The sequence below is a fragment of the Paeniglutamicibacter sp. Y32M11 genome (genome assembly GCF_019285735.1).
In the GTDB taxonomy this organism is placed as follows: domain Bacteria; phylum Actinomycetota; class Actinomycetes; order Actinomycetales; family Micrococcaceae; genus Paeniglutamicibacter.
The window spans coordinates 1,754,178-1,774,765 of sequence record NZ_CP079107.1 but is presented as its reverse complement, the minus strand read 5'-3'; the positions used below and the strand labels follow the sequence as shown (position 1 = coordinate 1,774,765).

General features: G+C 62.1%; 17 protein-coding genes and 2 tRNA genes. 6 read left to right on the top strand and 13 right to left on the bottom strand.

Features of this window, described 5'->3' with window-relative positions:
- The first annotated feature begins 79 nt into the window (after positions 1-79).
- Entirely contained in the window at positions 80-2,707 is a 2,628-nt protein-coding gene (gene valS, locus KUF55_RS07800) for a valine--tRNA ligase (protein WP_218818497.1), read from the top strand.
- Between the two features lie 471 nt (positions 2,708-3,178).
- On the opposite strand, the gene KUF55_RS07795 is transcribed toward valS, so the two are convergent.
- The 11 genes from KUF55_RS07795 to KUF55_RS07745 form a co-directional block, all read right to left on the bottom strand.
- A complete protein-coding gene (locus KUF55_RS07795; protein ID WP_218818496.1) occupies positions 3,179-3,823 on the bottom strand; it encodes a disulfide bond formation protein DsbA in 645 nt (214 codons plus the stop codon).
- A gap of 89 nt (positions 3,824-3,912) precedes the next feature.
- A complete protein-coding gene (clpX, locus tag KUF55_RS07790) occupies positions 3,913-5,205 on the bottom strand; it encodes an ATP-dependent Clp protease ATP-binding subunit ClpX (protein WP_132363463.1) in 1,293 nt (430 codons plus the stop codon).
- Between the two features lie 167 nt (positions 5,206-5,372).
- Positions 5,373-6,035 carry an ATP-dependent Clp protease proteolytic subunit gene (locus KUF55_RS07785; protein WP_132363461.1) on the bottom strand — a complete coding sequence of 221 codons (663 nt, stop codon included), beginning with the start codon at positions 6,033-6,035 and terminating at the stop codon, positions 5,373-5,375.
- Positions 6,036-6,079: 44 nt separating this feature from the next.
- Positions 6,080-6,673: an ATP-dependent Clp protease proteolytic subunit gene (locus KUF55_RS07780; RefSeq protein WP_132363970.1), complete on the bottom strand. Its 594-nt coding sequence runs from the start codon at positions 6,671-6,673 to the stop codon at positions 6,080-6,082.
- Positions 6,674-6,947: 274 nt separating this feature from the next.
- Positions 6,948-8,324, bottom strand: a complete 1,377-nt coding sequence (gene tig, locus KUF55_RS07775) for a trigger factor (protein ID WP_132363459.1) — start codon at positions 8,322-8,324, stop codon at positions 6,948-6,950.
- 82 nt (positions 8,325-8,406) lie between these two features.
- Positions 8,407-8,481 (bottom strand) — tRNA-Pro (locus KUF55_RS07770).
- 256 nt (positions 8,482-8,737) lie between these two features.
- Positions 8,738-8,808: transfer RNA gene (locus KUF55_RS07765), tRNA-Gly, on the bottom strand.
- Between the two features lie 103 nt (positions 8,809-8,911).
- Positions 8,912-9,871: an Fpg/Nei family DNA glycosylase gene (locus tag KUF55_RS07760; RefSeq protein ID WP_218818495.1), complete on the bottom strand. Its 960-nt coding sequence runs from the start codon at positions 9,869-9,871 to the stop codon at positions 8,912-8,914.
- Between the two features lie 20 nt (positions 9,872-9,891).
- Entirely contained in the window at positions 9,892-10,365 is a 474-nt protein-coding gene (locus KUF55_RS07755) for a ribose-5-phosphate isomerase (RefSeq protein WP_132363455.1), read from the bottom strand.
- Between the two features lie 83 nt (positions 10,366-10,448).
- Positions 10,449-11,477: a hypothetical protein gene (locus KUF55_RS07750; protein WP_218818494.1), complete on the bottom strand. Its 1,029-nt coding sequence runs from the start codon at positions 11,475-11,477 to the stop codon at positions 10,449-10,451.
- Positions 11,478-11,564: 87 nt separating this feature from the next.
- Positions 11,565-12,356, bottom strand: a complete 792-nt coding sequence (locus tag KUF55_RS07745) for an aspartate dehydrogenase domain-containing protein (protein ID WP_132363451.1) — start codon at positions 12,354-12,356, stop codon at positions 11,565-11,567.
- A 186-nt stretch (positions 12,357-12,542) separates the two neighbouring features.
- Between KUF55_RS07745 and pepN the strand changes: the two genes are divergently transcribed.
- The 4 genes from pepN (at position 12,543) to KUF55_RS07725 (ending at position 17,023) form a co-directional block, all read left to right on the top strand.
- On the top strand, positions 12,543-15,086 hold the full coding sequence (gene pepN, locus KUF55_RS07740) for an aminopeptidase N (protein WP_218818493.1): 2,544 nt from the start codon (positions 12,543-12,545) through the stop codon (positions 15,084-15,086).
- A gap of 122 nt (positions 15,087-15,208) precedes the next feature.
- The gene (locus KUF55_RS07735) at positions 15,209-15,691 is read left to right on the top strand and encodes an OsmC family protein (protein WP_218818492.1); all 483 of its coding nucleotides are present in this window, start codon (positions 15,209-15,211) and stop codon (positions 15,689-15,691) included.
- A gap of 3 nt (positions 15,692-15,694) precedes the next feature.
- The gene (locus KUF55_RS07730) at positions 15,695-16,408 is read left to right on the top strand and encodes a DNA alkylation repair protein (RefSeq protein ID WP_218818491.1); all 714 of its coding nucleotides are present in this window, start codon (positions 15,695-15,697) and stop codon (positions 16,406-16,408) included.
- Positions 16,409-16,642: 234 nt separating this feature from the next.
- Positions 16,643-17,023: a globin gene (locus KUF55_RS07725; RefSeq protein WP_132363968.1), complete on the top strand. Its 381-nt coding sequence runs from the start codon at positions 16,643-16,645 to the stop codon at positions 17,021-17,023.
- Between the two features lie 54 nt (positions 17,024-17,077).
- Here the strand turns inward: KUF55_RS07725 and KUF55_RS07720 are convergent, their stop codons facing one another.
- On the bottom strand, positions 17,078-17,737 hold the full coding sequence (locus KUF55_RS07720; protein WP_218818490.1) for a hypothetical protein: 660 nt from the start codon (positions 17,735-17,737) through the stop codon (positions 17,078-17,080).
- A gap of 125 nt (positions 17,738-17,862) precedes the next feature.
- Here KUF55_RS07720 and KUF55_RS07715 point away from each other — a divergent pair, with 125 nt between their 5' ends.
- Entirely contained in the window at positions 17,863-18,747 is an 885-nt protein-coding gene (locus tag KUF55_RS07715; RefSeq protein WP_218818489.1) for an acyl-CoA thioesterase II, read from the top strand.
- Between the two features lie 98 nt (positions 18,748-18,845).
- Here KUF55_RS07715 and ettA read toward each other — a convergent pair whose 3' ends face one another.
- Positions 18,846-20,528 carry an energy-dependent translational throttle protein EttA gene (ettA, locus tag KUF55_RS07710; protein WP_132363439.1) on the bottom strand — a complete coding sequence of 561 codons (1,683 nt, stop codon included), beginning with the start codon at positions 20,526-20,528 and terminating at the stop codon, positions 18,846-18,848.
- Positions 20,529-20,588 lie beyond the last annotated feature (60 nt).

The following is a 20,588-nucleotide window of genomic DNA, read 5'->3' as shown; positions in this document are numbered from 1 at the left end:
GTGAACCGTCCGTCGCTGTGGCGGGCATCAACCCGGGTCAACTGGGGGGAATGCCCGCCCTCGTGGAAGAATGGGGAACATGGCAGAAGACACCTTGGGCACAGACACGCCCGTCATCGTTTCCGTTCCCGACAAGCCCGTACTTGAGGGCCTCGAGGAACGCCTCGGCGCCCGCTGGCGCGAACAAGGCACCTACAAATTCAACACCGAGACCACGCGCGAGCAGGTCTACTCGATCGACACTCCCCCACCGACGGCGTCGGGATCCCTGCACGTGGGACACATGTTCTCCTACACGCAGACCGATGTGCTGGCCCGCTACCAGCGGATGAACGGTAAAAACGTGTTCTACCCGATGGGCTGGGACGACAATGGTCTGCCCACCGAGCGTCGCGTGCAGAACTTCTACGGTGTGCGTTGCGACCCAACGTACGCCTACGTTGAGGGTTACCGCCCGCCGGCCACTCCGGCGAAGAACCAGCGCGACTGGGATGTCGTGAGCCGCAAGAACTTCATCGAGCTGTGTGAAGAGCTGGCGGTGGAGGACGAGAAGGTCTTTGAGCACCTCTTCTCCACCCTGGGCCTGTCCGTTGACTGGGATTTGACCTACCGCACCATCGACGATGTCTCGCGCGCGGTTTCGCAGCGTGGCTTCCTGGCCAACCTGGCCGCCGGCGACGCTTACATGTCCGAGGCGCCCACCTTGTGGGACGTGACCTTCCGCACCGCCGTGGCCCAGGCCGAGCTCGAAGACCGCGAGATGCCCGGAGCGTACTACCGTTACCCATTCACCGCCGAAGATGGCACGCAGATCTTCATCGAGACCACCCGTCCCGAACTGTTGGCCGCCTGCGCAGCTCTGGTAGCGAACCCCGACGATGAGCGTTACAAGCCGCTCTTCGGCAAGACCGTCACCTCCCCGCTCTTTGATGTACCGGTCACCGTTTACCCACACCCGTTGGCCAAGGCCGACAAGGGTTCGGGCATCGCGATGGTGTGTACCTTCGGCGATTTGACCGACGTCATCTGGTGGCGTGAACTGCAGCTGCCGACCCGCGCCATCATCGGCCGCGACGGCCGCGTGATCGCCGAGACCCCGGAGTGGATCACCACCGAGGCCGGCGCCGAAGCCTACGCAGCCATCGCCGGTAAGACCGTGTTCTCCGCCAAGGAGGTCGTTGTTGATCTCCTGATTGCCGCCAACCTGCTCGATGGCGAGCCGAAGAAGATCTCCCACCCGGTGAACTTCTTCGAAAAGGGCGACAAGCCCCTGGAAATTGTTTCCTCACGCCAGTGGTACATCCGCAATGGTGGACGCGACGAGGAACGCCGCGCCCGCTTGATCAAGCGTGGCGAGCAGATCGAGTTCCACCCGGCGTTCATGCGCTCACGCTATGAAAACTGGATCTCCGGCCTCAACGGTGACTGGTTGGTTTCCCGCCAGCGCTTCTTCGGCGTGCCGGTGCCGGTCTGGTACCCACTGGATGCCTCCGGTGAACCCGACTACGAGCACCCGATCCTGCCCACCGATGAGATGCTGCCGGTTGACCCGGCCGCGGATACCGCACCGGGCTTCAGCGAGGCACAGCGCAATGTTGCCGGCGGCTTCGCCGGGGATGCCGACGTGCTTGATACCTGGGCCACGAGCTCGTTGACCCCGCAGATTGTTGGTCGTTGGAGCCGCGATGAGGACTTCTTCGCCAAGGTCTTCCCGTTTGACCTGCGCCCGCAGGGTCACGACATCATCCGCACCTGGCTCTTCTCGACGGCCGTGCGCGCCGACGCGCTGCACGATGTGGCCCCGTGGAAGCACGCGGCGATCTCCGGCTGGATCCTGGATCCGGATCGTAAGAAGATGTCCAAGTCCAAGGGCAACGTGGTGGTCCCCACCGACGTGCTGAACGACTATGGTTCCGATGCCGTGCGTTACTGGGCCGCCAGCGCCAAGCTGGGCGCGGACACCGCGTACGAGATCAACCAGATGAAGATCGGCCGCCGCCTGGCGATCAAGATCCTCAATGCTTCGAAGTTCGTGTTGAACCTCGGCGCTACCGAGGCCAACGTCATTTCCGGGGATGCCTCGATCATCACCAATGGTCTGGACAAGTCCCTGCTCGCTCGCTTGTCGCAGGTCATCGACGACGCCACCCGCGCCTTTGATGCCTACGACTATGCCCGCGCGCTGGATATCACCGAGTCGTTCTTCTGGTCGTTCACCGATGACTACGTGGAACTGATCAAGGATCGTGCCTACGGTGCCCGTGGTGATCAGGAGCAGGCCAGCGTCTTGGCTACCTTGGCCACGACCCTGGATTCGGTGCTGCGACTCTTCGCCCCATTCCTGCCCTTCGCCACCGAAGAGGTCTGGGGTTGGTGGCGTGCTGGTTCGGTTCACCGCGCCGAATGGCCCGGTTCCGCTCACCTGGCCGGTGCCATCGAGGGTGCCAACACCGCGGTGTTGCCCATCGTTGGTGAGGCACTCTCCGGTATCCGCAAGTCCAAGTCCGAGGCGAAGGTTAAGCAGCGCACCGCTGTTCTCTCCGGTGTGATTTCCGCACCGGAGTCGACGCTGGAGCTCTTGCGCGCCGGTCTGGGTGACTTGTTGGCCGCCGGTAACGCCAGCGACATGACCCTGGTCGCCGCCGATGGCGATCTGAGCGTTAGCGACGTGGTGCTGGCTCCGGTGGAAGACACCGTTCAGGCCTAATCATTGGCGTGCCGGTGTCCCTACGGACACCATGAAGGGCGTCGTACCGATCTGCTGCGTGTTTGTACACGCCACAGATGGGTGCGGCGCCCTTCGTCGTTGCTTGGCCGGAGCGGTTCGGTGCTGAATCCAAAAATGTCCCGGACAGAGGGGAAGCCCCTTCGGCTGACAAATGAATGTCGGAGGGGCTTCGACTCGGTGGTGGTTCTCGTGCAGCGTTGATCTTGAGAACCGAACAAAATCCTCTTTGCGTGGGTCTTGCTGCATCGCTGCTGCAGCCGAACTAAAAGAGATTCCAGTAGTTCGTCACCGCGAATTCGGTTTTTATTCCGCATCATTCCGGTAGTGATGCGTACAACTTTTATACGCCCCGTGTCCCGGGTACGGCAAGGGGCCGGTGCAATTATTGTTCTGCACACCGGCCCCAAACCATCTTTGTTGGCGGGTTAAGCCATTGACACGCTTTTGCGCTTACTTGCTGGCAACCACATTCTGGCTGGATTCAACATCGAATTGCGGGCTTTCGGTGCGGCTGCGCTTGATCTCAAAGAAGTACGGGAACGAGGCCAAGGTGACTGCGGCGTCAAAGAGCTTGCCGGCGTCTTCACCGCTTGGTACGCGGGTGATGACCGGGCCGAAGAACGCCGTGCCGTTCAGTGCAAGCACGGGAGTGCCAACATCTTGGCCCACCTTCGAAATGCCGGTCTCGTGGCTGGCGCGCAGCGCGTCATCGTAATCTGTGACGTTTGCTGCCCGAGCCAGTTCTGGTTCCAGACCGGCGGTGGCCAGTGCGCGGGTGATGACTTCGGTGTAATCGCTGACCTTTTCGTAGTGCAGCAATTCACCCATGGCGGTGTACAAATCACCCAGTACCTGATCTCCGTGGGCCTGCGCTGCGGCGATCAGTACCCGAACCGGTCCCCAGCCCTGGGCCACACGGGCACGGTATTCCTCGGGCAAGTCGGCGCGGCCATCATTGAGCACCGAAAGTGACATGACATGCCACGCGACCTCGATGTCACGAACCTTTTTAACCTCAAGCACCCAGCGAGAGGTGGCCCAGGCGAATGGGCAGGTCGGGTCAAACCAAAAATCTACCTGAGTCTTCTCGGACAACGTACTGCTCCTTCTATTTAAGAGGTGAGAAAGCTGATGTGGCTCAGCAGCCACCGGCACAGCACCGGATGCTGCTGAATCAAAAAGGGTTACGCGGACTTCTTGCCACGCTTATCGGCGACCTGTGCGGAGATTAATGCTGGTTCCGCACCGTTGTTCACCACGTCGGCGCTGATCACGACCTCGGCAACATCCTCGCGGCTCGGCATCTCGAACATCGTGGCGCTGAGCGTCTCTTCAAGGATGGCGCGTAGACCGCGGGCACCGGTGTCACGGGCCAGAGCCTTATCGGCGATGGCTTCCAGGGCACCCTGTTCGAAGGTCAGCTCCACCCCGTCCATGCGGAACATCTTCTGGTATTGCTTAATCAGGGCGTTCTTGGGCTCGGACAGGATCCGGATCAAGGCCTCGCGGTCAAGCTTCTCCACGGTGGTGATCACCGGCAGTCGACCGATGAACTCGGGGATCAGCCCGAACTTCAGCAGGTCCTCCGGGCGGACATCGGAATACGAGGCAACCTCGGATTTCAGTGCCGAAAGCGGAGCACCAAAGCCGATACCCTTGCGCCCCGCCCGCGAGGAGATGATCTCCTCGAGTCCGGCAAAGGCGCCGGCGACGATGAACAGCACGTTGGTGGTGTCTAACTGGATGAATTCCTGGTGCGGATGCTTGCGCCCGCCCTGCGGCGGCACAGCCGCCACGGTGCCCTCGAGAATTTTGAGCAGTGCCTGCTGCACTCCCTCGCCGGAAACGTCACGGGTGATCGAGGGATTCTCGGACTTACGTGAGATCTTGTCGATCTCGTCAATGTAGATGATGCCCTGTTCGGCCTTTTTGACGTCGTAATCTGCCGCTTGAATGAGCTTCAGCAGAATGTTTTCAACGTCCTCGCCCACATAACCCGCCTCGGTCAGCGAGGTCGCGTCGGCCACGGCGAAGGGAACGTTCAGTCGTCTGGCCAGCGTCTGCGCCAGGTAGGTCTTGCCGCAACCGGTGGGACCGATGAGCAGAATGTTGGACTTGGCTACCTCAACATCGTCGAAGCTGTCCGATTCCTTGATCGTGGAAACGGACTTTGCCGCCGCTCCACCCTGAATGCGCTTGTAGTGGTTATACACGGCCACCGCCAGGGAGCGCTTGGCGCCCTCTTGCCCGATGACGTATTCCTGCAGCGAACCGAAGATCTCCTTGGGCTTGGGCAGTTCGAAGGCGACGCCCTCTTCCACCTCGGCGAGCTCTTCTTCGATGATCTCGTTGCAGAGTTCGATGCACTCGGTGCAAATGTAGACCCCATGACCGGCGATCAATTTGCGAACCTGCTTTTGGCTCTTTCCGCAGAAGGAGCACTTGAGCAGATCGGATCCTTCACCCATGCGTGCCATCGAATTGGTCCCCTTGCCTGGTACCGGTATGACCGGCCACAAGAACCGGAAATGCTGAACTGCCTTAACTCTATGACAGAGCTAGGACAGAATGGGCGAACGGGCGGCCCGTGGTGCGCATATTTCGCGCCTCCAGCGATGGCCGCCCGTTCGGTGTGCCGCTATTTCTAGCGGGTAATCGTGCTCTGCGGCTTGATCTTACGAGGTGAAAGCACCTCGTCGATCAGGCCGTATGTCTTGGCTTCTTCGGCGGTCATGTACAGATCGCGTTCGATGTCGTTGCCGACTTCCTCAGCGGTCTTGTTGCTGTGCCCGGCCAGGGTGTTTTCCAGCCAGGCGCGCATGCGCATGACCTCTTCGGCCTGGATCTGCAGATCGCTCGCGGTACCGCGTTCGCCGCCACCCATGGCCGGCTGGTGGATCAGCACACGGGCGTTGGGAAGCGCCAGGCGCTTGCCCGGGGTACCACCGGCGAGCAATACTGCTGCTGCGCTGGCGGCCTGACCCAAGCAGACGGTCTGGATCTCTGGACGAATAAACTGCATCGTGTCGTAGATCGCCGTCATCGCGGTGAACGAGCCACCGGGTGAGTTGATGTACAAGGTGATGTCGCGCTCGGGGTCCATGGATTCGAGGACCAGCAGCTGAGCCATGACATCGTCGGCCGAAGCGTCATCAACCTGGGTGCCCAGGAAAATGATGCGGTCTTCGAAAAGCTTCGCGTACGGGTCCTGGCGCTTAAACCCGTAGGGGGTACGCTCCTCGAACTGCGGAAGGATGTAGCGCGCCGACGGCATTTCGCCGGAGGTGGCATGCGGGGTGAAATTCATCGTTACTCCTGGGAAATCAGTTAGGTCTGCCGGGTGCCGTCGCGTTACTTCGTGACTCCGCCGCCACCGGAAACAATGCCGGCGGACTGGGCGATGTGGTCAAAGAAGCCGTAAGCGAGTCCGTCGGTGGCGGTGAACCACTTATCGCGCTCGTTGTCCTTGAGGATGGTCTCAAGGGTCTGGCCGGTCTGGGCCGCGGTCAGCTCGCTCATGACCTTCTTCATGTGCAGGATCAGTTCTGCCTGAATACGAATATCCGAGGCGGTACCGCCGATGCCGCCGGACGGCTGGTGCATCAGGATGCGGGCGTTCGGGGTGGCGTAACGCTTACCCGGGGTACCCGAGGAGAGCAGGAACTGCCCCATCGAGGCGGCCAGACCGGTGGCGACGGTGACGACATCGTTAGGGATGTAGTTCATGGTGTCGTAGATCGCCATACCGGCGGTGATGGAACCACCCGGTGAGTTGATGTACAGCCAGATGTCCTTGTCCGGGTCCTCTGCGGAGAGCAGCAAAAGCTGGGAGCAGATGGCGTTTGCGTTAGCATCGCTCACCTCGGTGCCCAACCAAATGATGCGCTCCTTGAGGAGACGATTGTAGATGTAGTCCTCACGTGCGGCCGGATCTACCGAAGCCATCGTGGGAGTGCGGGAGTCACTGGACATGTTCTGATACCTCTCCGTGATGCCGTGACCCGATGTTCTGTCCGTCGGGCCACTGGCTCTTTACTTCCTTGAACATTACTGCCTTGGCCAGCGGATTTGGGGGCCTAAGTCCAACTGTTCGCTGTCGGCGCATGGTCGGGGCTGATGCCATCGCCGTAGGCTTAAAAGCTCAGATAAAAGAAGCGTGGAGCCACCTTTTACAGGTGACTCCACGCTGGGAAACTCTTGCCGCGTCAGCGGCGCCGCACTACTTAGCGGATGCTGCCGAAGCCGATGAGGCTGATGAGGCCGAGGAAGCGGACGACGCCGAGGAGGCGTTCTCTGCTTCGTCGCCCGGGCGAACGAAGTCGGAGAGATCCACAACGTTGCCGTTGCTGTCGGTGACAACTGCCAGCTCCAGGACCTTGGCAAGTGCCTTGCGGCGGCGAACTTCGCCAACCAGCATCGGGACCTGGCCGGCACCGTCGAGCATCTGCGCGAACTGGTTCGGGTCCATGCCGTACTGACCTGCGGTCTGCACGATGTAGTCGATCAGTTCGGACTGGGCAACGCCAATCTTCTCTGCTTCGGCCACTGCGTCGAGAACGATCTCGTTCTTGAAGGCCTTGGCGGTGTTCTCGCTGACCTCGGCGCGGTGCTCTTCGGTGTCGTGCTCTTCGCCCTCGTTGTGAGCGCCCTGTTCGAAGTGCTGCTCAACCTGCTCGGCGATGACGGATTCCGGAACCGGAACCTCAACCAGTGCCAAGAGCTGCTCGAGAACCAGGTCGCGAGCTGCAACGCCCTGCTCAACAACCTTGGACTCTGCCGCATCCTTAGCCAAAGATTCGCGCAGTTCGGCCATGGTGTCGAATTCGGACGCCAGCTGTGCAAAGTCGTCGTTGGCCTCGGGAAGCTCGCGCTCCTTGACGGCGGTCACCACGACGGTAACCTGTGCATCGGCACCTGCGTGCTCGCCGCCGGCCAGCTTGGTGACGAACGTAGCGTCTTCGCCTGCGGACAGACCGGTGACGGCTTCGTCCATGCCCTCAAGCATGGTGCCCGCGCCAACCTGGTATGACAGGCCGGTGGCCGAATCGACTTCTTCGCCCTCGACCGTAGCGGTCAGGTCCAAGGTGATGAAGTCATCGTTGGCGGCCGGGCGCTCGATGGACTTGAGCGTGCCGAAGCGACCGCGCAGGTCATCTAGTGCCTTTTCGATGTCGGCGTCGCCGGCTTCGCTGGCTTCAACGGTGACTGCCAGGCCCTTGTAGTCAGGCAGTTCGATGCTCGGGCGAATGTCGATTTCGACCTGGAAGGCCAGCTGGCCTTCGCCGGCAACCTCAGCGGAGGGCTGCTCGGTGATTTCTACCTCGGGACGCGACAGCGGAACGATTTCGTTCTCGGTGACGGCCTGCTGGTAGTAGGTGTTCATGCCTTCGTTGATGGCAGTTTCCAGGACGTAGCCACGGCCGACGCGCTGATCAATCATGCGGGACGGGACCTTGCCGGCGCGGAAGCCGGGAACCTGGATCTGCTTGGCGATGGTCTTGTAGGCCTCAGCGATACGCGGCTTCAGTTCCTCGTAAGGAACTTCAACAGTGAGCTTGACCCGGGTGGGGGTGAGGGTTTCGACGGCGCTCTTCACAGCGGTGTACTCCTGGTGTGTTGTTTGGTCTGAGCTGGACTTCAACCCCGTAACGGATTCCGTTACGGGGTTGAATACAGAGTCGGGGTGACAGGATTCGAACCTGCGACCTCACGCTCCCAAAGCGCGCGCTCTAGCCAAGCTGAGCTACACCCCGATTAGTGCAGAAACAGTCTATGCGGAATAAACATATTTCTACTAATCGCCCGTCGACCAGAAGTTTGGAATTCGTCGACGGCGCGGAACAACCATACAAGCATTTCGCGGAAAACCAAATTCGGGCTCCCGCTTGGGTCAAGAGCTCCCGCTGCGGCCACTATTCGGGGCCGCAAAAGCATCCGATCCACCGCCGGCACCGGGGCAAAGAAAAAGAGTGTTTTGGTTTCCGTGGAAACCAAAACACTCTTTAGCGGAGGGGATGACGGGAATCGAACCCGCATCATCAGTTTGGAAAACTGAGGCTTTACCACTAAGCTACATCCCCGCATTTGCTCACCTTGTCGGTGGCAACGGATTAGACTTTAGCACCATCTTTCGGCGCCGCGCAAATCGACGGTTCTCGTCCCGATTCACGTGATCGTGCGAGGTCAGGGACGGCTCGGCTTTACCCGTTGGCAGCCGGGGCACCAGTAGAGCTTGCGACCGCCAACCTCCGCCAGCGCGATGGTGGCGGAGCATAACCTGCACCCGCGGCCCTGACGCTGGTAGGTGTAGTAGGCGTTATCCGGCCAGAGGTCCCCGGGACCACGATCGTTCACGCGGGTGGTGATGATCTTTCCGTCGCGAACGCCATCGGACATAATTTCTGCGATGTCATCCCACAGCATCCCCGCCGCGCGCACCGACAGCTCGCTGGCCACCATGAAGGGGTCAATTCCTCGTCGGAACAGGGCCTCGGCCCGGTAGATATTTCCCACTCCGGCCAGCACGCCCTGATCCATGAGCGTGGTTCCGATGGGGGTGCGCTTGCGGCTCAGGCGTGCCACGAAGTCCCTGCGGGCGGTTCGGGCATCGGCTTGATGCGCCTGGGCACTTCCCCGCCCCTTGCTCAGCTCAAATTCCCCGGCCGCTGCCACCAGCGGATCCGGGCCCAGCTTGGCGCGCACGGCCAGTGCCTGCTCGACGGTGAGGACCTCACAGGCACTGGGGCCACGCAGGTCGGCCCAGCCGTGGGCGGAGACTAATCTGGCGCGCACCATCCCCACCGGCTCCGGCGGACCGCTGTAGGGACCGGGCGCGGCAGCGGGGCCCTGCTCCCGCTCCCCCACCTTGCGCGGGGCACCAATCGAGGAGGCGCCGGAGAAATGCTCGTCCCCGCCGAAACTCCAGGCGCCATAGAGGCCCAGATGCACCCGCAATACCAGGTCGTTTCCGAACCCGAGAAACAGCTGCTTTCCGTGGGCCCGGGAGCTGATCAGTCGTTGACCGTCAATCAGGGCAGCCGCAGGCGCAAATCGGCCCTGCGGGGAGGAGATAGTGAGGACCTGCCCGCCAAAGACGTCGTCAAATTGGCGGGACAGGCGGTGTACCGAGTGGCCTTCGGGCATGGTGGGCGGTTGACCTTGACTTAGGCCACAACCTCGCCGGTGGTTTCGTAGGTGGCGATCTTGGAGATGCGGCGAATGTGGCGTTCAACGTTGGAGAAGGGCTCGGCGAGGAATGCCTCGATGATGGCCGTGGCTTCCTCCAGGGAGTGCTGGCGCCCGCCGACGGCAACAACGTTGGCGTTGTTGTGTTCGCGGGCCAGTCGGGCGGTGTCCAGATTCCAGGCGAGGGCGGCACGAATGCCGGCCACCTTGTTGGCAGCGATCTGCTCGCCGTTGCCCGATCCGCCCAGCACGATACCGAGCGAGTCCAGACCAGCGTCCTGGTCGGCCACCACGGCTAGGGCCGCGTTGATGCAGAAGGACGGGTAGTCATCTTCGGCGTCGTAAGCCGCCGGCCCGTGGTCAACCATGTCAAAGCCCTTGGAGCGCAGGTGGTTGATGAGGTGGGCGCTGAGCTCGAGGCCCGCGTGATCGGTGGCAATGTGAACGCGCATGAGTGGTGTCCTTAGGCATGGAGGGGGTGTGGTGCAGAAACCAGCCTAGCCCCGGGCGCGCCGTGGTACGAAGTCGATGACAACTAGAGGGGTTTGGTGGTTCTTAATGAGTTCAGTGCCAGCGCCATCTTCTGTGCGTCTTCGGTGGTGGCTACCGAATAGATGCGCGCCGCCCCGCGTTTGCGCTGCACAATGACTCCCGGTCCGGCCCCGGTAATGAAGGCCACTCCCGCACCGCTGATGCGCAGACCCCAGCCACCGAATTCGGACGGGCTGATGTCCCGGTGTTCGGCACTTAACAAGTGCTCCGGGCGCACGTGCAGCAGCTTGACAAGGCCACCACCGTAGACGCGGATGCCTTGCTCATCAACCACCACGCGTCCGCTCAGGAAGAGCACCGAAGCCAGCAGCACGATGACGGCGGCTGGGAGCAGCGACCAATTGACCAACGAGCCCTCGGCGCGGGTGGTGAAGGTGAAGACCAGCAGCGCGGCAATGAGTGCGCCGAGTACCAGCACCAGCACCTTGGGCATCCGCACGGTGGAGCTGATGACGGTACCCGGAGTAAACACCGTCCCGGCGGCCGCGTTGGCAGCCGCCGGCTCTCCGAGCAGATGCTCGGTCATGGCTGGTTCTGCGGGTAGCGCCGCGCGAACCAGGACGGCGGAGGCCACACCCCAGCCGATCCCCAGTAGCAGGACGGAGATCAGCACGCGAAGATCCATGCTGGTGCCCAGCGCCTCCGGTGCGTCAAGTTGCCCGATGAGACCGGAGAGCAGCATGCCGCCGATGATCACCAGCAGGGCATTGCCCAGGCCCACCAGCAGTGGTGCACCGGTGCGCGAACCCGTGGCCGAACGGGCGCTGAAGGGCATGAGGATCCCGAGCAACACCAGGACGAAGCTGCCGGCCAACAGGTGCGTGAGGATGCCGCCTGCCCCATCGGCCACCAGAGCACCGTTCCAGTGGGTGGCCAGCGGATCGGGCAGCCGCTGGTGCCAGAGGGCCGTACTGCCCAGGTGCACCACCAGCATCACGGCCATGGTGCCCAGGCACAGTGGCCACGATCGTGGGGCGGATGACGGTGCCGGTCGATGCGATAGTGCGCTCATGGTGGGCTTGGTCCCCCTGCTTGTTGTGGATAGTTGGTTTTACCCACAGCCTATCCAGAACATTGAATGGGTTTCATTCCTCTCGCCCTAGATGAAGTGCGGCCCGCGGCCCGCCAGGCGCAGCACTCCGGAGACCATCGAGCGCGCGGTCAGGGCGCTGGTGGCGGGGTTGGCGGGATCGGGAACGTTGGAAATCTCGAAACTATAGTGCCCGCTAGTGGTGTGGACGTTAATGCCGTGGGTGGTACTGAGGGCGGTCGGATCGGCGATGATCTGCACTCGCACCCGATCCATATTCCCCGCGGCCAAACCCAGGGCTGCGGCGACGTTGATGTTGGAAGGAAACAGGTGGATGGCGTCGGCAACGCTGCCACTAAAGACCTGCTCTGGGCCATGTTCTGGCCGCATCCCGGCGAGCAGCGCGCGAAGCTGCTCGGGAAGGCCGGGGTGCAGCAGGGCCAGCGGCGCCTTACGCGTACACAGGGTAATCTCCTGGATCGTTGCTGCCGTGGCGCGGATCAGGTCCAGTCCCCCGATGGCTCCGGTGGATAGGTAACAACGCCCGGGCCCATCGTGCAACAACCTCTGAGCCAGCCGGGGGTCAACCAGCGCCCCGAGGGAGGCCACCAGGAGATCGGTCCCGGAACCGATGATGCCCGGGCCGTAGCTGCGCACGGCGGCGGGCGAAGCGCACTCGACCACCAGCCGTGCGCCAGCGATCGCCTCGCTAAGGGCCGTTGCGGCATTCTGTGCGCCGCTCTCCAGGACCGCGCGGTCCACGATGCGCAGCACCTCAACATCCTCGTGATGCTCGGCCAGCGAGCGGTGAACCGCCCGACCGATCGCGCCATACCCCAGCAAAACCACGCCCATAACCATGTCATCTATCCAACCAGCACTTCGCCACTTGCGACACCGAGGGGTGTTGGTGAGAGAATGGGCACACTGTTCAAGGTTTGTTTCACATTCCCCGCTACCGGTGCATCCCCATGGTGCCCGCCCACTAGCGCGTGCAGCAAAAAACAGTTATTGCAGACCGGCAACCATCGAAAGGCACGTCAGACCATGCCAGGAATGAACCTCACTCGCGAAGAGGCCCGCGCCCGGGCCGCACTGATCACCGTGCACTCCTACGATGTCGAGCTGAATTTGACCGTTTCCGACACCATCTTCGGTTCCCGGACCACGGTACGTTTCTCCGCCACCGCCGGCAGCAGCACCTTCATCGACGCCGTAACGGCCGCCGTCCGCTCCGTGACCCTGAACGGGACCGAGCTGGATCCGGCCAAGGTATCGGACGGGGTACGCATCAGTCTCTCGGATCTGGCGGCGGAAAATACCCTGGTGATCGACGCCGATGCGTTGTACATGAACACCGGCGAGGGCCTGCACCGCTTTGTTGACCCCGTGGATTCCGAGGTCTACCTCTACTCGCAATTTGAGGTTCCGGATGCTCGTCGCATGTTCGCCGTTTTTGAACAGCCAGACTTGAAGGCCACCTTCGCCTTCACCATCACCGCGCCGGAACACTGGGACGTCATTTCCAACGCCACCACCCCGGTGCCGGTGCCCGCGCACCCCGGCGCCACAACGTGGGCCTTTGCCCCCACCGCACCCATCTCCTCCTACATCACCGCGCTCATCGCCGGCCCGTACAAGGCCGTGCGTTCCGAGCTGACCAGCAGCGATGGCCGGGTCATCCCGCTGGGTGTTTTTGCCCGCGCCTCGCTCATGGAACACCTGGACGCGGAGAATATTTTCACCCTGACCCGCCAGGGCTTCGAGTTCTTCGAGGAACAGTTCGGCACGCCCTACCCCTTTGAGAAGTACGACCAGCTCTTTGTGCCCGAGTTTAACGCCGGGGCGATGGAAAATGCCGGTGCCGTCACCTTCCTGGAGTCCTACGTCTTCCGCTCGCGGCCCACCGACGCCATGGTTGAACGCCGCGCCATCACGGTGCTGCACGAACTGGCTCACATGTGGTTCGGCGATCTGGTGACCATGCGCTGGTGGAACGATCTGTGGTTGAACGAGTCCTTTGCCGAGTTCATGTCAACACTCGCCGCGGCGCAGAACACCGAATTCACCTCCGCGTGGACCACCTTTAACATCATGGAGAAGAACTGGGCGTACCGTCAGGACCAGCTGCCCTCCACCCACCCGATCGTCGCGCAGATCAACGATCTGGAAGACGTGCAGGTGAACTTCGACGGCATCACCTACGCCAAGGGTGCCTCGGTTCTGCGCCAGTTGGTCGCCTGGGTGGGCCAGGAGCAGTTCATGGCTGGCGTGCGAAGCTACTTCGCCAAGCACGCGTGGAGCAATACCGAACTTCCGGATTTGATGCGTGAGCTGGAGGCCGCCTCGGGCCGCGACCTCTCGGCCTGGTCGGCCGCATGGCTGGAAACCGCGGGCGTCAATACCCTGCGCGCGGTGATCGATACCGACGAATCCGGAGTGATCACGTCCTTCGCCATCACCCAGAGCGCCATCGAGGCGTACCCCACGATCCGCCCGCATCGCCTGGCCGTGGGTTTCTACGACCTTGATGAGAGCGGATCGCTGGTCCGGGTACACCGCGAAGAACTCGACGTGGCGGGTGTGCGCACCGAGGTCCCGACCCTGCTGGGACGCCAGCGCCCCGCGTTGGTGCTGGTGAACGACGATGACCTGGCCTACGCCAAGATTCGGCTTGATGAGCTCTCCCTGGCCACCGCCACCGAGCACCTGAAGGACTTCGCCCACTCCCTGCCGCGCACCCTGGTCTGGGGAGCCGCATGGGACGCGGTGCGCGATGCCGAGACCCCGGCCCGCGCCTACGTCGAGCTGGTGCTGAAAAACATCGCCCACGAATCGGATTCCTCGGTGGTCATGGTGCTGCTGCGCCAGCTGAATACCGCCCTGGATTACTATGTTAACCCCGAGGTGGCAGCGCAAACATCGACGCGGGCCGCGCAGAGCCTCTGGGCGCTGGCACGCGGTGCCGCCGCCGGTTCGGACTCCCAGCTGCAGTTCACCAAGGCCTTTGCCCAACGGGCCAACTCCGCGGAGCAGTTGGACGTGGTGGCGTCCCTGCTGGCCGGAGAGCTGGTCTTGGATGGTCTGAGCATCGACACCGATCTGCGTTGGGAGCTGCTGACCTCACTGGCCGCCGGTTCCCGGGCCACCGAGGCGGAAATCAACGCGGAATTGGCACGTGATAACACCGCCAACGGTTCGCTCGCCGCTCATACCGCCAAGGCAGCGATCCCCAGTAGCGAGGCCAAGGCCAGCGCCTGGGCTGGGATTCTGGGCGGGGAACTGTCCAACCTGGAACAGCGGGCGGCGATCACCGGGTTTAACCGCGTGCACGATGCGGCACTGCTCTCCGAGTATGTGCAGAGCTACTTTGCCGCGGCGCGCGGCATCTGGGAGTCCAAGAGCCACGAGATCGCTCAGCAGATCATCGTCGGCCTCTTCCCTGCCGCGCAAGTTTCTGAGGCGACGTTGGATGCCAGCGATGCGTTCCTGAACACCCTGGGTTCCGACTCCCCCGCACTGCGCCGATTGGTCACCGAGGCTCGCGATTCGGTGGTGCGCTCTCTGGCAGCACAAAGGGCCGACGTCTAGGGAGGAACCGGGGCGTTTTTGCCACGAGCGCCGGGCCGCGTTTTACTTCCGCGGCCCGGCGTTATCCCCTTAAACCGCCGGGCGGTTGTGCGCCAGCGTGGGGCATGACCGAGAATGGATTCATGAACCTGGCCCTACACAACTACTCCATCTCCCTTTCGTGGACAGGAAACCGCGGAGCGGGCACCGCCAGCTATCGCGGTTACGGCCGCGACCACGTGATCAGTGCCCCCGGGCTGCCGGATCTTGCGGGTACCGCAGACCCGACGTTCCATGGGGACAAGGATCGTTGGAACCCCGAACAGTTGCTCCTCACTGCCCTGTCGCAGTGTCATATGCTCTCCTACCTGCACATCGCGGTGAAGCGCCACGTGGTGGTCACCGGTTATGACGATGAAGCACGTGGCACGCTGCGACTGAACCGCGATGGCAGTGGCGAATTCCTCGAGGTGACACTCACCCCTCGTGTGGTTTTGCAGGATGAGTCTCAGCGGGCACTGGCCGATTCATTGCACGAGGAAGCCAACTCGGTCTGCTTCATTGCGCGCAGCGTGAATTTCCCCGTGCACCATGAACCCACGCTTCCTGTTTCCACCAAACGCTGAACGATGGCACCGGCCTTTGAGTATTCCCCGGCCATCGAGCGGCTGAATGCTGCGCTGGCGCCCCAAGCCATCGAGGGCAAGGCCGCGGCGGCCGCCGCCTACATGAAGACCGAACAACCATTTATCGGTGTCCCCGTACCCACGGTGCGGCGCATCGCCCGTGAGCTGGCCAGGGACACCCCCGGCCCGGCGAACCTGCTGGATTTGGCAACGGAGATCTGGGAAGGTGCCACCCATCGTGAGCATTGGTACGCCGTGCAGGAAATCTGCGCGAGCACACCGTGCCGCGGCAAGTTAGAGTTCCTGCCGCTGTATGAGCGGATGATCATCACCGGGGCGTGGTGGGACATCGTTGATGGGTTATCACGACATTTTGGATTGCTGCTGCGCGCGCATCCCGAGCCCATGTCCTCCCTGCTGCGCGAGTGGTCCACCGATCCGTTCATGTGGAAGCGTCGGATGTCCATGATCGCTCAGCTGCATCTGGGCACGGCAACGGATACCGAGCTACTTGACGAGGTCTTGCGCGCCAATCTGGAGGATCCCGAGTTTTTTATCCGCAAGGCCATGGGCTGGGCGTTGCGCCAGTATGCCAAGACAGACCCCGATTGGGTCCGCGGGTGGATCGCCGAACAGCACACGGTGATGAGCCCACTCGCGCTGCGCGAGGCGCTCAAGCACCTGGGACCGCTACCCCCACCACCTTCCCAACACTGACGCCGAGGGCGAAAGTCGACCCACGGGCCACACCAAACGCGGGATAATGGGCCGTATTGCCCCACCCTCCGGCGCACCGCCGGAGAATGAAAGGACACACACGTGAACGAGCCAACCCCGGAGCCTACTTCCGCCCACGAACCGGTGCTTTTGCCGGTGCGTCAGGTCGGTGCATCGCTGAGCTCGGATCTGCCCGAGGGCCGCTTAACACCCGGCGACGAGCATGATCCCGCATTGTATGAGGGCAGCTTTTATGCGCAGGTCGGCGGGCGTGAGACCTTCGCCAAGTTGGCGGAAAAGTTCTACGAATCCGTGGGGGCCGATGCCGAATTCCGTGCCATGTACCCGGAAACGGATCTGCGCCCTGCCACGATGCGCCTGCAGCTATTTTTGGAACAGTACTGGGGTGGACCCGGTACCTATTCCGAGCGCCGCGGCCACCCGCGCCTGCGCATGCGCCACGCGCCCTACACGATCAATTCGCACAACCGCGATGTCTGGCTGCGCCACATGCGCACGGCCGTTGATTCCTTGGAGCTGCCGCCCCTGCAAGAAGCGACGCTGTGGGATTACTTCGACCGCGCCGCCCACTCCCTGATGAACGCCCCGGACTGAACGACTCGGACTAAAGCTCCGGGACGGCTCACCCGGGAGAGCCGGGGCCGATCTCTAGCCCAGTACCCCGCCCTGGCGCACCAGCATGTGCCCGCCGGTGCTGCTCAGCCGCAGCCAACCCGCGGAAGCATAGACGCTTGATGTCGCGCCCGCGCGCAGGAATCCCAGAGCGTGGGCGCCGAAGGCCATGCCCAGCGGCATCGGCGTTTGGGTGCCATTAAGTGGGGAGGACCAGATGCGGGCACGCACGGTTTTTAATACCGGCTTGCCAGCGTTCTCCGGCAGCGCCTGAGCCACCACCCCAATCCCCCGCAGGGCCTCGGCCAGCAGGACGTCATCGGCGATGGTTTCACGCTTCTCCCAGCCGGAGAGCGGCACACTACGCCCGGCCCACGAGGCGCTGAGCTCGGCGGGGGGTACGGATAATTCTCGCGAGGCACCGTCCATTCGCGCCAAGCGGTCGGTGAGCGCGCCAATGGCGTAGGTTCCCTGGGCATCGGCTGCCTGACTCAGGCGTACCGCGCGCATCCCCAACACGGTGGGAACCGCATCCCCCAGGAACTCCGGATAGAGCACCGGGACATAGATTGCCAGCGCGGTGCCACTGGCCTGCAACATCGCCGCACCGTCCTCGATCGAACGCGCACGGGAAAAGAAGGTGCTCAGGTCCGCAACGGTTTCCTGATCCTCAAATACAACGGTTTCACTAGCCATACCACCCATCTTTCCACGTCGGGCACGCTGGGGATCAATGCGCCCCCCACGCGAGATACGGCATTCGGAGCGCGGGGGCGATAGTGTCTTACCAGATCAATATTCGCGTACCAAGGAGCACCACCGTGAGCACCAACCTTTCGGAAACTCAGAAGCTGATCCAGCTGCTGAATCTCAGCGGGGATCCCGATGCACGCACCGACGAGGATATCTTCGTCGGCCACACCCCACCGCAGGCACGCGAACGGGTATTCGGTGGCCAGGTGCTGGGTCAGTCAATCATCGCCGCGTCCAAAACGGTCGAGGATGACCGCACCATCCACTCCATGCACGGATACTTCCTGCGTGCCGGAGATGCAAGCCTCCCCATCACCTTTGGTGTGCAGCGCCTGCGTGATGGACGATCTTTTTCGGCCCGCCGGGTGCATGCCTATCAGGAGGGGGTGCCGATCCTCTCGATGATCGCTTCCTTCCAGACGCACGCGGAGGGTTTGGATCATCAGGACACCATGCCCGAGGGCGTGCCGGATCCCGAGTCGCTGCCCACCACCGCGGATCTCCTCGGGGACATCGATCACCCGATGGCTCAGGAACTTGCGTACGGGCGACCCTTTGATATTCGCTACATCAGCCAGCCGTTGTTTTTGCGGGGTGCCAAGGAGCGTTTAGCCGTCAACGCCGTCTGGATGAAGACCACCGCACCCATGCCGGAGGATGCCGCCATGCACCGCGCGGCGTTGGCCTATGCCAGCGACTACACGCTGCTTGAACCCATCCTGCGCCGACACGGAATTAGTTGGATGGCCCCGGGCATGTCGGTAGCCAGCCTTGACCACGCCATGTGGTGGCACCGTCCCTGCCGAGTTGATGAATGGTTGCTCTACGTTCAGGAGTCCCCCAGTGCTTCGGGAGCTCGCGGCCTGTCGACCGGTCGAATCTTCAACCGCGCAGGAGAGCTCGTAGCCACCGTCGCCCAAGAGGGAATGGTTCGTCTTCCGCGCGAAAAGTAACCGCAGCGCTCCGAGAACCACAACAAAAGAGGGGGTTGGTGGTTTGGATGAAATTCATCCAAACCACCAACCCCCTCACCCATATCTAGCAGTAAATGCTAGTCGCGGGTCAGGCGACGGTGGGTGACGCGGTGCGGCTTCGCAGCTTCCGGGCCCATGCGCTCGATCTTGTTGGCCTCGTAAGATTCGAAGTTGCCCTCGAACCAGTACCAGTTCGCCGGGTCCTCATCGGTGCCCTCATAGGCAAGGATGTGGGTGGAAACTCGGTCAAGGAACCAGCGATCGTGCGAGACGACCACGGCGCAACCGGGGAATTCAAGCAGCGCGTTTTCCAAGGAACCGAGCGTTTCCACGTCCAGGTCGTTAGTTGGCTCATCGAGGAGCAGCAAGTTGCCGCCCTGCTTGAGGGTCAGTGCCAGGTTCAGGCGGTTACGCTCACCACCGGAAAGCACACCAGCCTTCTTCTGCTGGTCCGGTCCCTTGAAGCCGAAAGCCGAGACGTAGGCGCGTGAGGGCACCTCGACCTGGCCGACCTGGATGTAGTCGTTCCCTTCGGAAACAACTTCCCACAGCGACTTTTCCGGGTCAATGCCGCCACGGTTCTGGTCAACGTAGGAAATTTTGACGGTCTCGCCGACCTTCAGATCACCGGAGTCAATCGGTTCCATGCCAACAATGGTCTTGAACAGTGTTGATTTGCCGACGCCGTTGGGACCGATGACACCCACGATGCCGTTACGCGGCAGCGAGAAGGACAGGTTGTCGATCAAGACGCGATCGTCGAAGCCCTTCTTCAGGTTCTTTGCTTCGATCACCACGGAACCCAAACGCGGGCCGGCCGGAATCTGAATTTCTTCGAAGTCCAGCTTGCGGGTGCGCTCAGCCTCCGAGGCCATCTCCTCGTACCGGGCCAGACGGGCCTTCGACTTGGTCTGGCGGCCCTTGGCGTTGGAGCGAACCCATTCGAGTTCTTCGCTGAGGCGCTTGGCCAGCTTCTGGTCCTTCTTGCCTTGGACTTCGAGGCGCTCGCGCTTCTTTTCCAGGTAGGCCGAGTAGTTACCCTCGTAGGCGTGCAGGCGACCGCGGTCGACTTCACAGATCCACTGGGCCACGTGGTCCAGGAAGTACCTATCGTGGGTGACGGCCAAAACTGCACCGTGGTACGCGGACAGATGCTGCTCGAGCCACAGCACCGACTCGGCGTCCAAGTGGTTAGTGGGCTCATCAAGGAGCAACAGGTCCGGCTTCTGCAGCAAGAGCTTGCACAAGGCGACACGACGGCGCTCACCACCGGAAAGGTGGGTCACCTCGGAGTCTCCCGGTGGGCACTGCAGAGCATCCATGGCCTGCTCGAGCTGGGAGTCGATATCCCAAGCATCGGCGGTGTCGATGGCTTCCTGCAGGTGGCCCATTTCCTCGAGCAATGCATCGAAGTCGGCACCATCTTGTGCCATCTCCTCGGAGATCTGGTTGTATCGGGTGATCTTTTCGTAGATCTCCCCGACGCCTTCCTGGACGTTGCCCAGGACCGTCTTTTCTTCGTTCAGCGGGGGTTCCTGCAAGAGGATTCCTACGCTGTATCCCGGGCTGAGGCGTGCCTCGCCGTTGGAGGGTATGTCTAGCCCTGCCATGATCTTCAGGATCGTTGATTTGCCCGCACCGTTCGGTCCAACCACGCCAATTTTTGCGCCTGGGTAGAACGACATGCTGACATCGTCAAGAATGACTTTGTCGCCAACGGCCTTGCGAGCCTTGGTCATCGTGTAAATGAATTCCGCCATGGCATCAAGGCTAGTGCCTGATAGAGACTTACTCCCAATTTTCGCCACTAGTTTCGGCTG

Excerpts from the sequence above, each read along its gene's own strand:
- valS (WP_218818497.1), top strand. The coding sequence starts at position 80 with ATGGCAGAAGACACCTTGGGCACAGACACGCCCGTCATCGTTTCCGTT.
- clpX (WP_132363463.1), bottom strand. The coding sequence starts at position 5,205 with ATGGCACGCATGGGTGAAGGATCCGATCTGCTCAAGTGCTCCTTCTGC.
- KUF55_RS07785 (WP_132363461.1), bottom strand. The coding sequence starts at position 6,035 with ATGAATTTCACCCCGCATGCCACCTCCGGCGAAATGCCGTCGGCGCGC.
- KUF55_RS07780 (WP_132363970.1), bottom strand. The coding sequence starts at position 6,673 with ATGGCTTCGGTAGATCCGGCCGCACGTGAGGACTACATCTACAATCGT.
- KUF55_RS07760 (WP_218818495.1), bottom strand. The coding sequence starts at position 9,871 with ATGCCCGAAGGCCACTCGGTACACCGCCTGTCCCGCCAATTTGACGAC.
- KUF55_RS07755 (WP_132363455.1), bottom strand. The coding sequence starts at position 10,365 with ATGCGCGTTCACATTGCCACCGATCACGCGGGCCTCGAGCTCAGCGCC.
- KUF55_RS07750 (WP_218818494.1), bottom strand. The coding sequence starts at position 11,477 with ATGAGCGCACTATCGCATCGACCGGCACCGTCATCCGCCCCACGATCG.
- KUF55_RS07745 (WP_132363451.1), bottom strand. The coding sequence starts at position 12,356 with ATGGTTATGGGCGTGGTTTTGCTGGGGTATGGCGCGATCGGTCGGGCG.
- pepN (WP_218818493.1), top strand. The coding sequence starts at position 12,543 with ATGCCAGGAATGAACCTCACTCGCGAAGAGGCCCGCGCCCGGGCCGCA.
- KUF55_RS07735 (WP_218818492.1), top strand. The coding sequence starts at position 15,209 with ATGAACCTGGCCCTACACAACTACTCCATCTCCCTTTCGTGGACAGGA.
- KUF55_RS07730 (WP_218818491.1), top strand. The coding sequence starts at position 15,695 with ATGGCACCGGCCTTTGAGTATTCCCCGGCCATCGAGCGGCTGAATGCT.
- KUF55_RS07720 (WP_218818490.1), bottom strand. The coding sequence starts at position 17,737 with ATGGCTAGTGAAACCGTTGTATTTGAGGATCAGGAAACCGTTGCGGAC.
- ettA (WP_132363439.1), bottom strand. The coding sequence starts at position 20,528 with ATGGCGGAATTCATTTACACGATGACCAAGGCTCGCAAGGCCGTTGGC.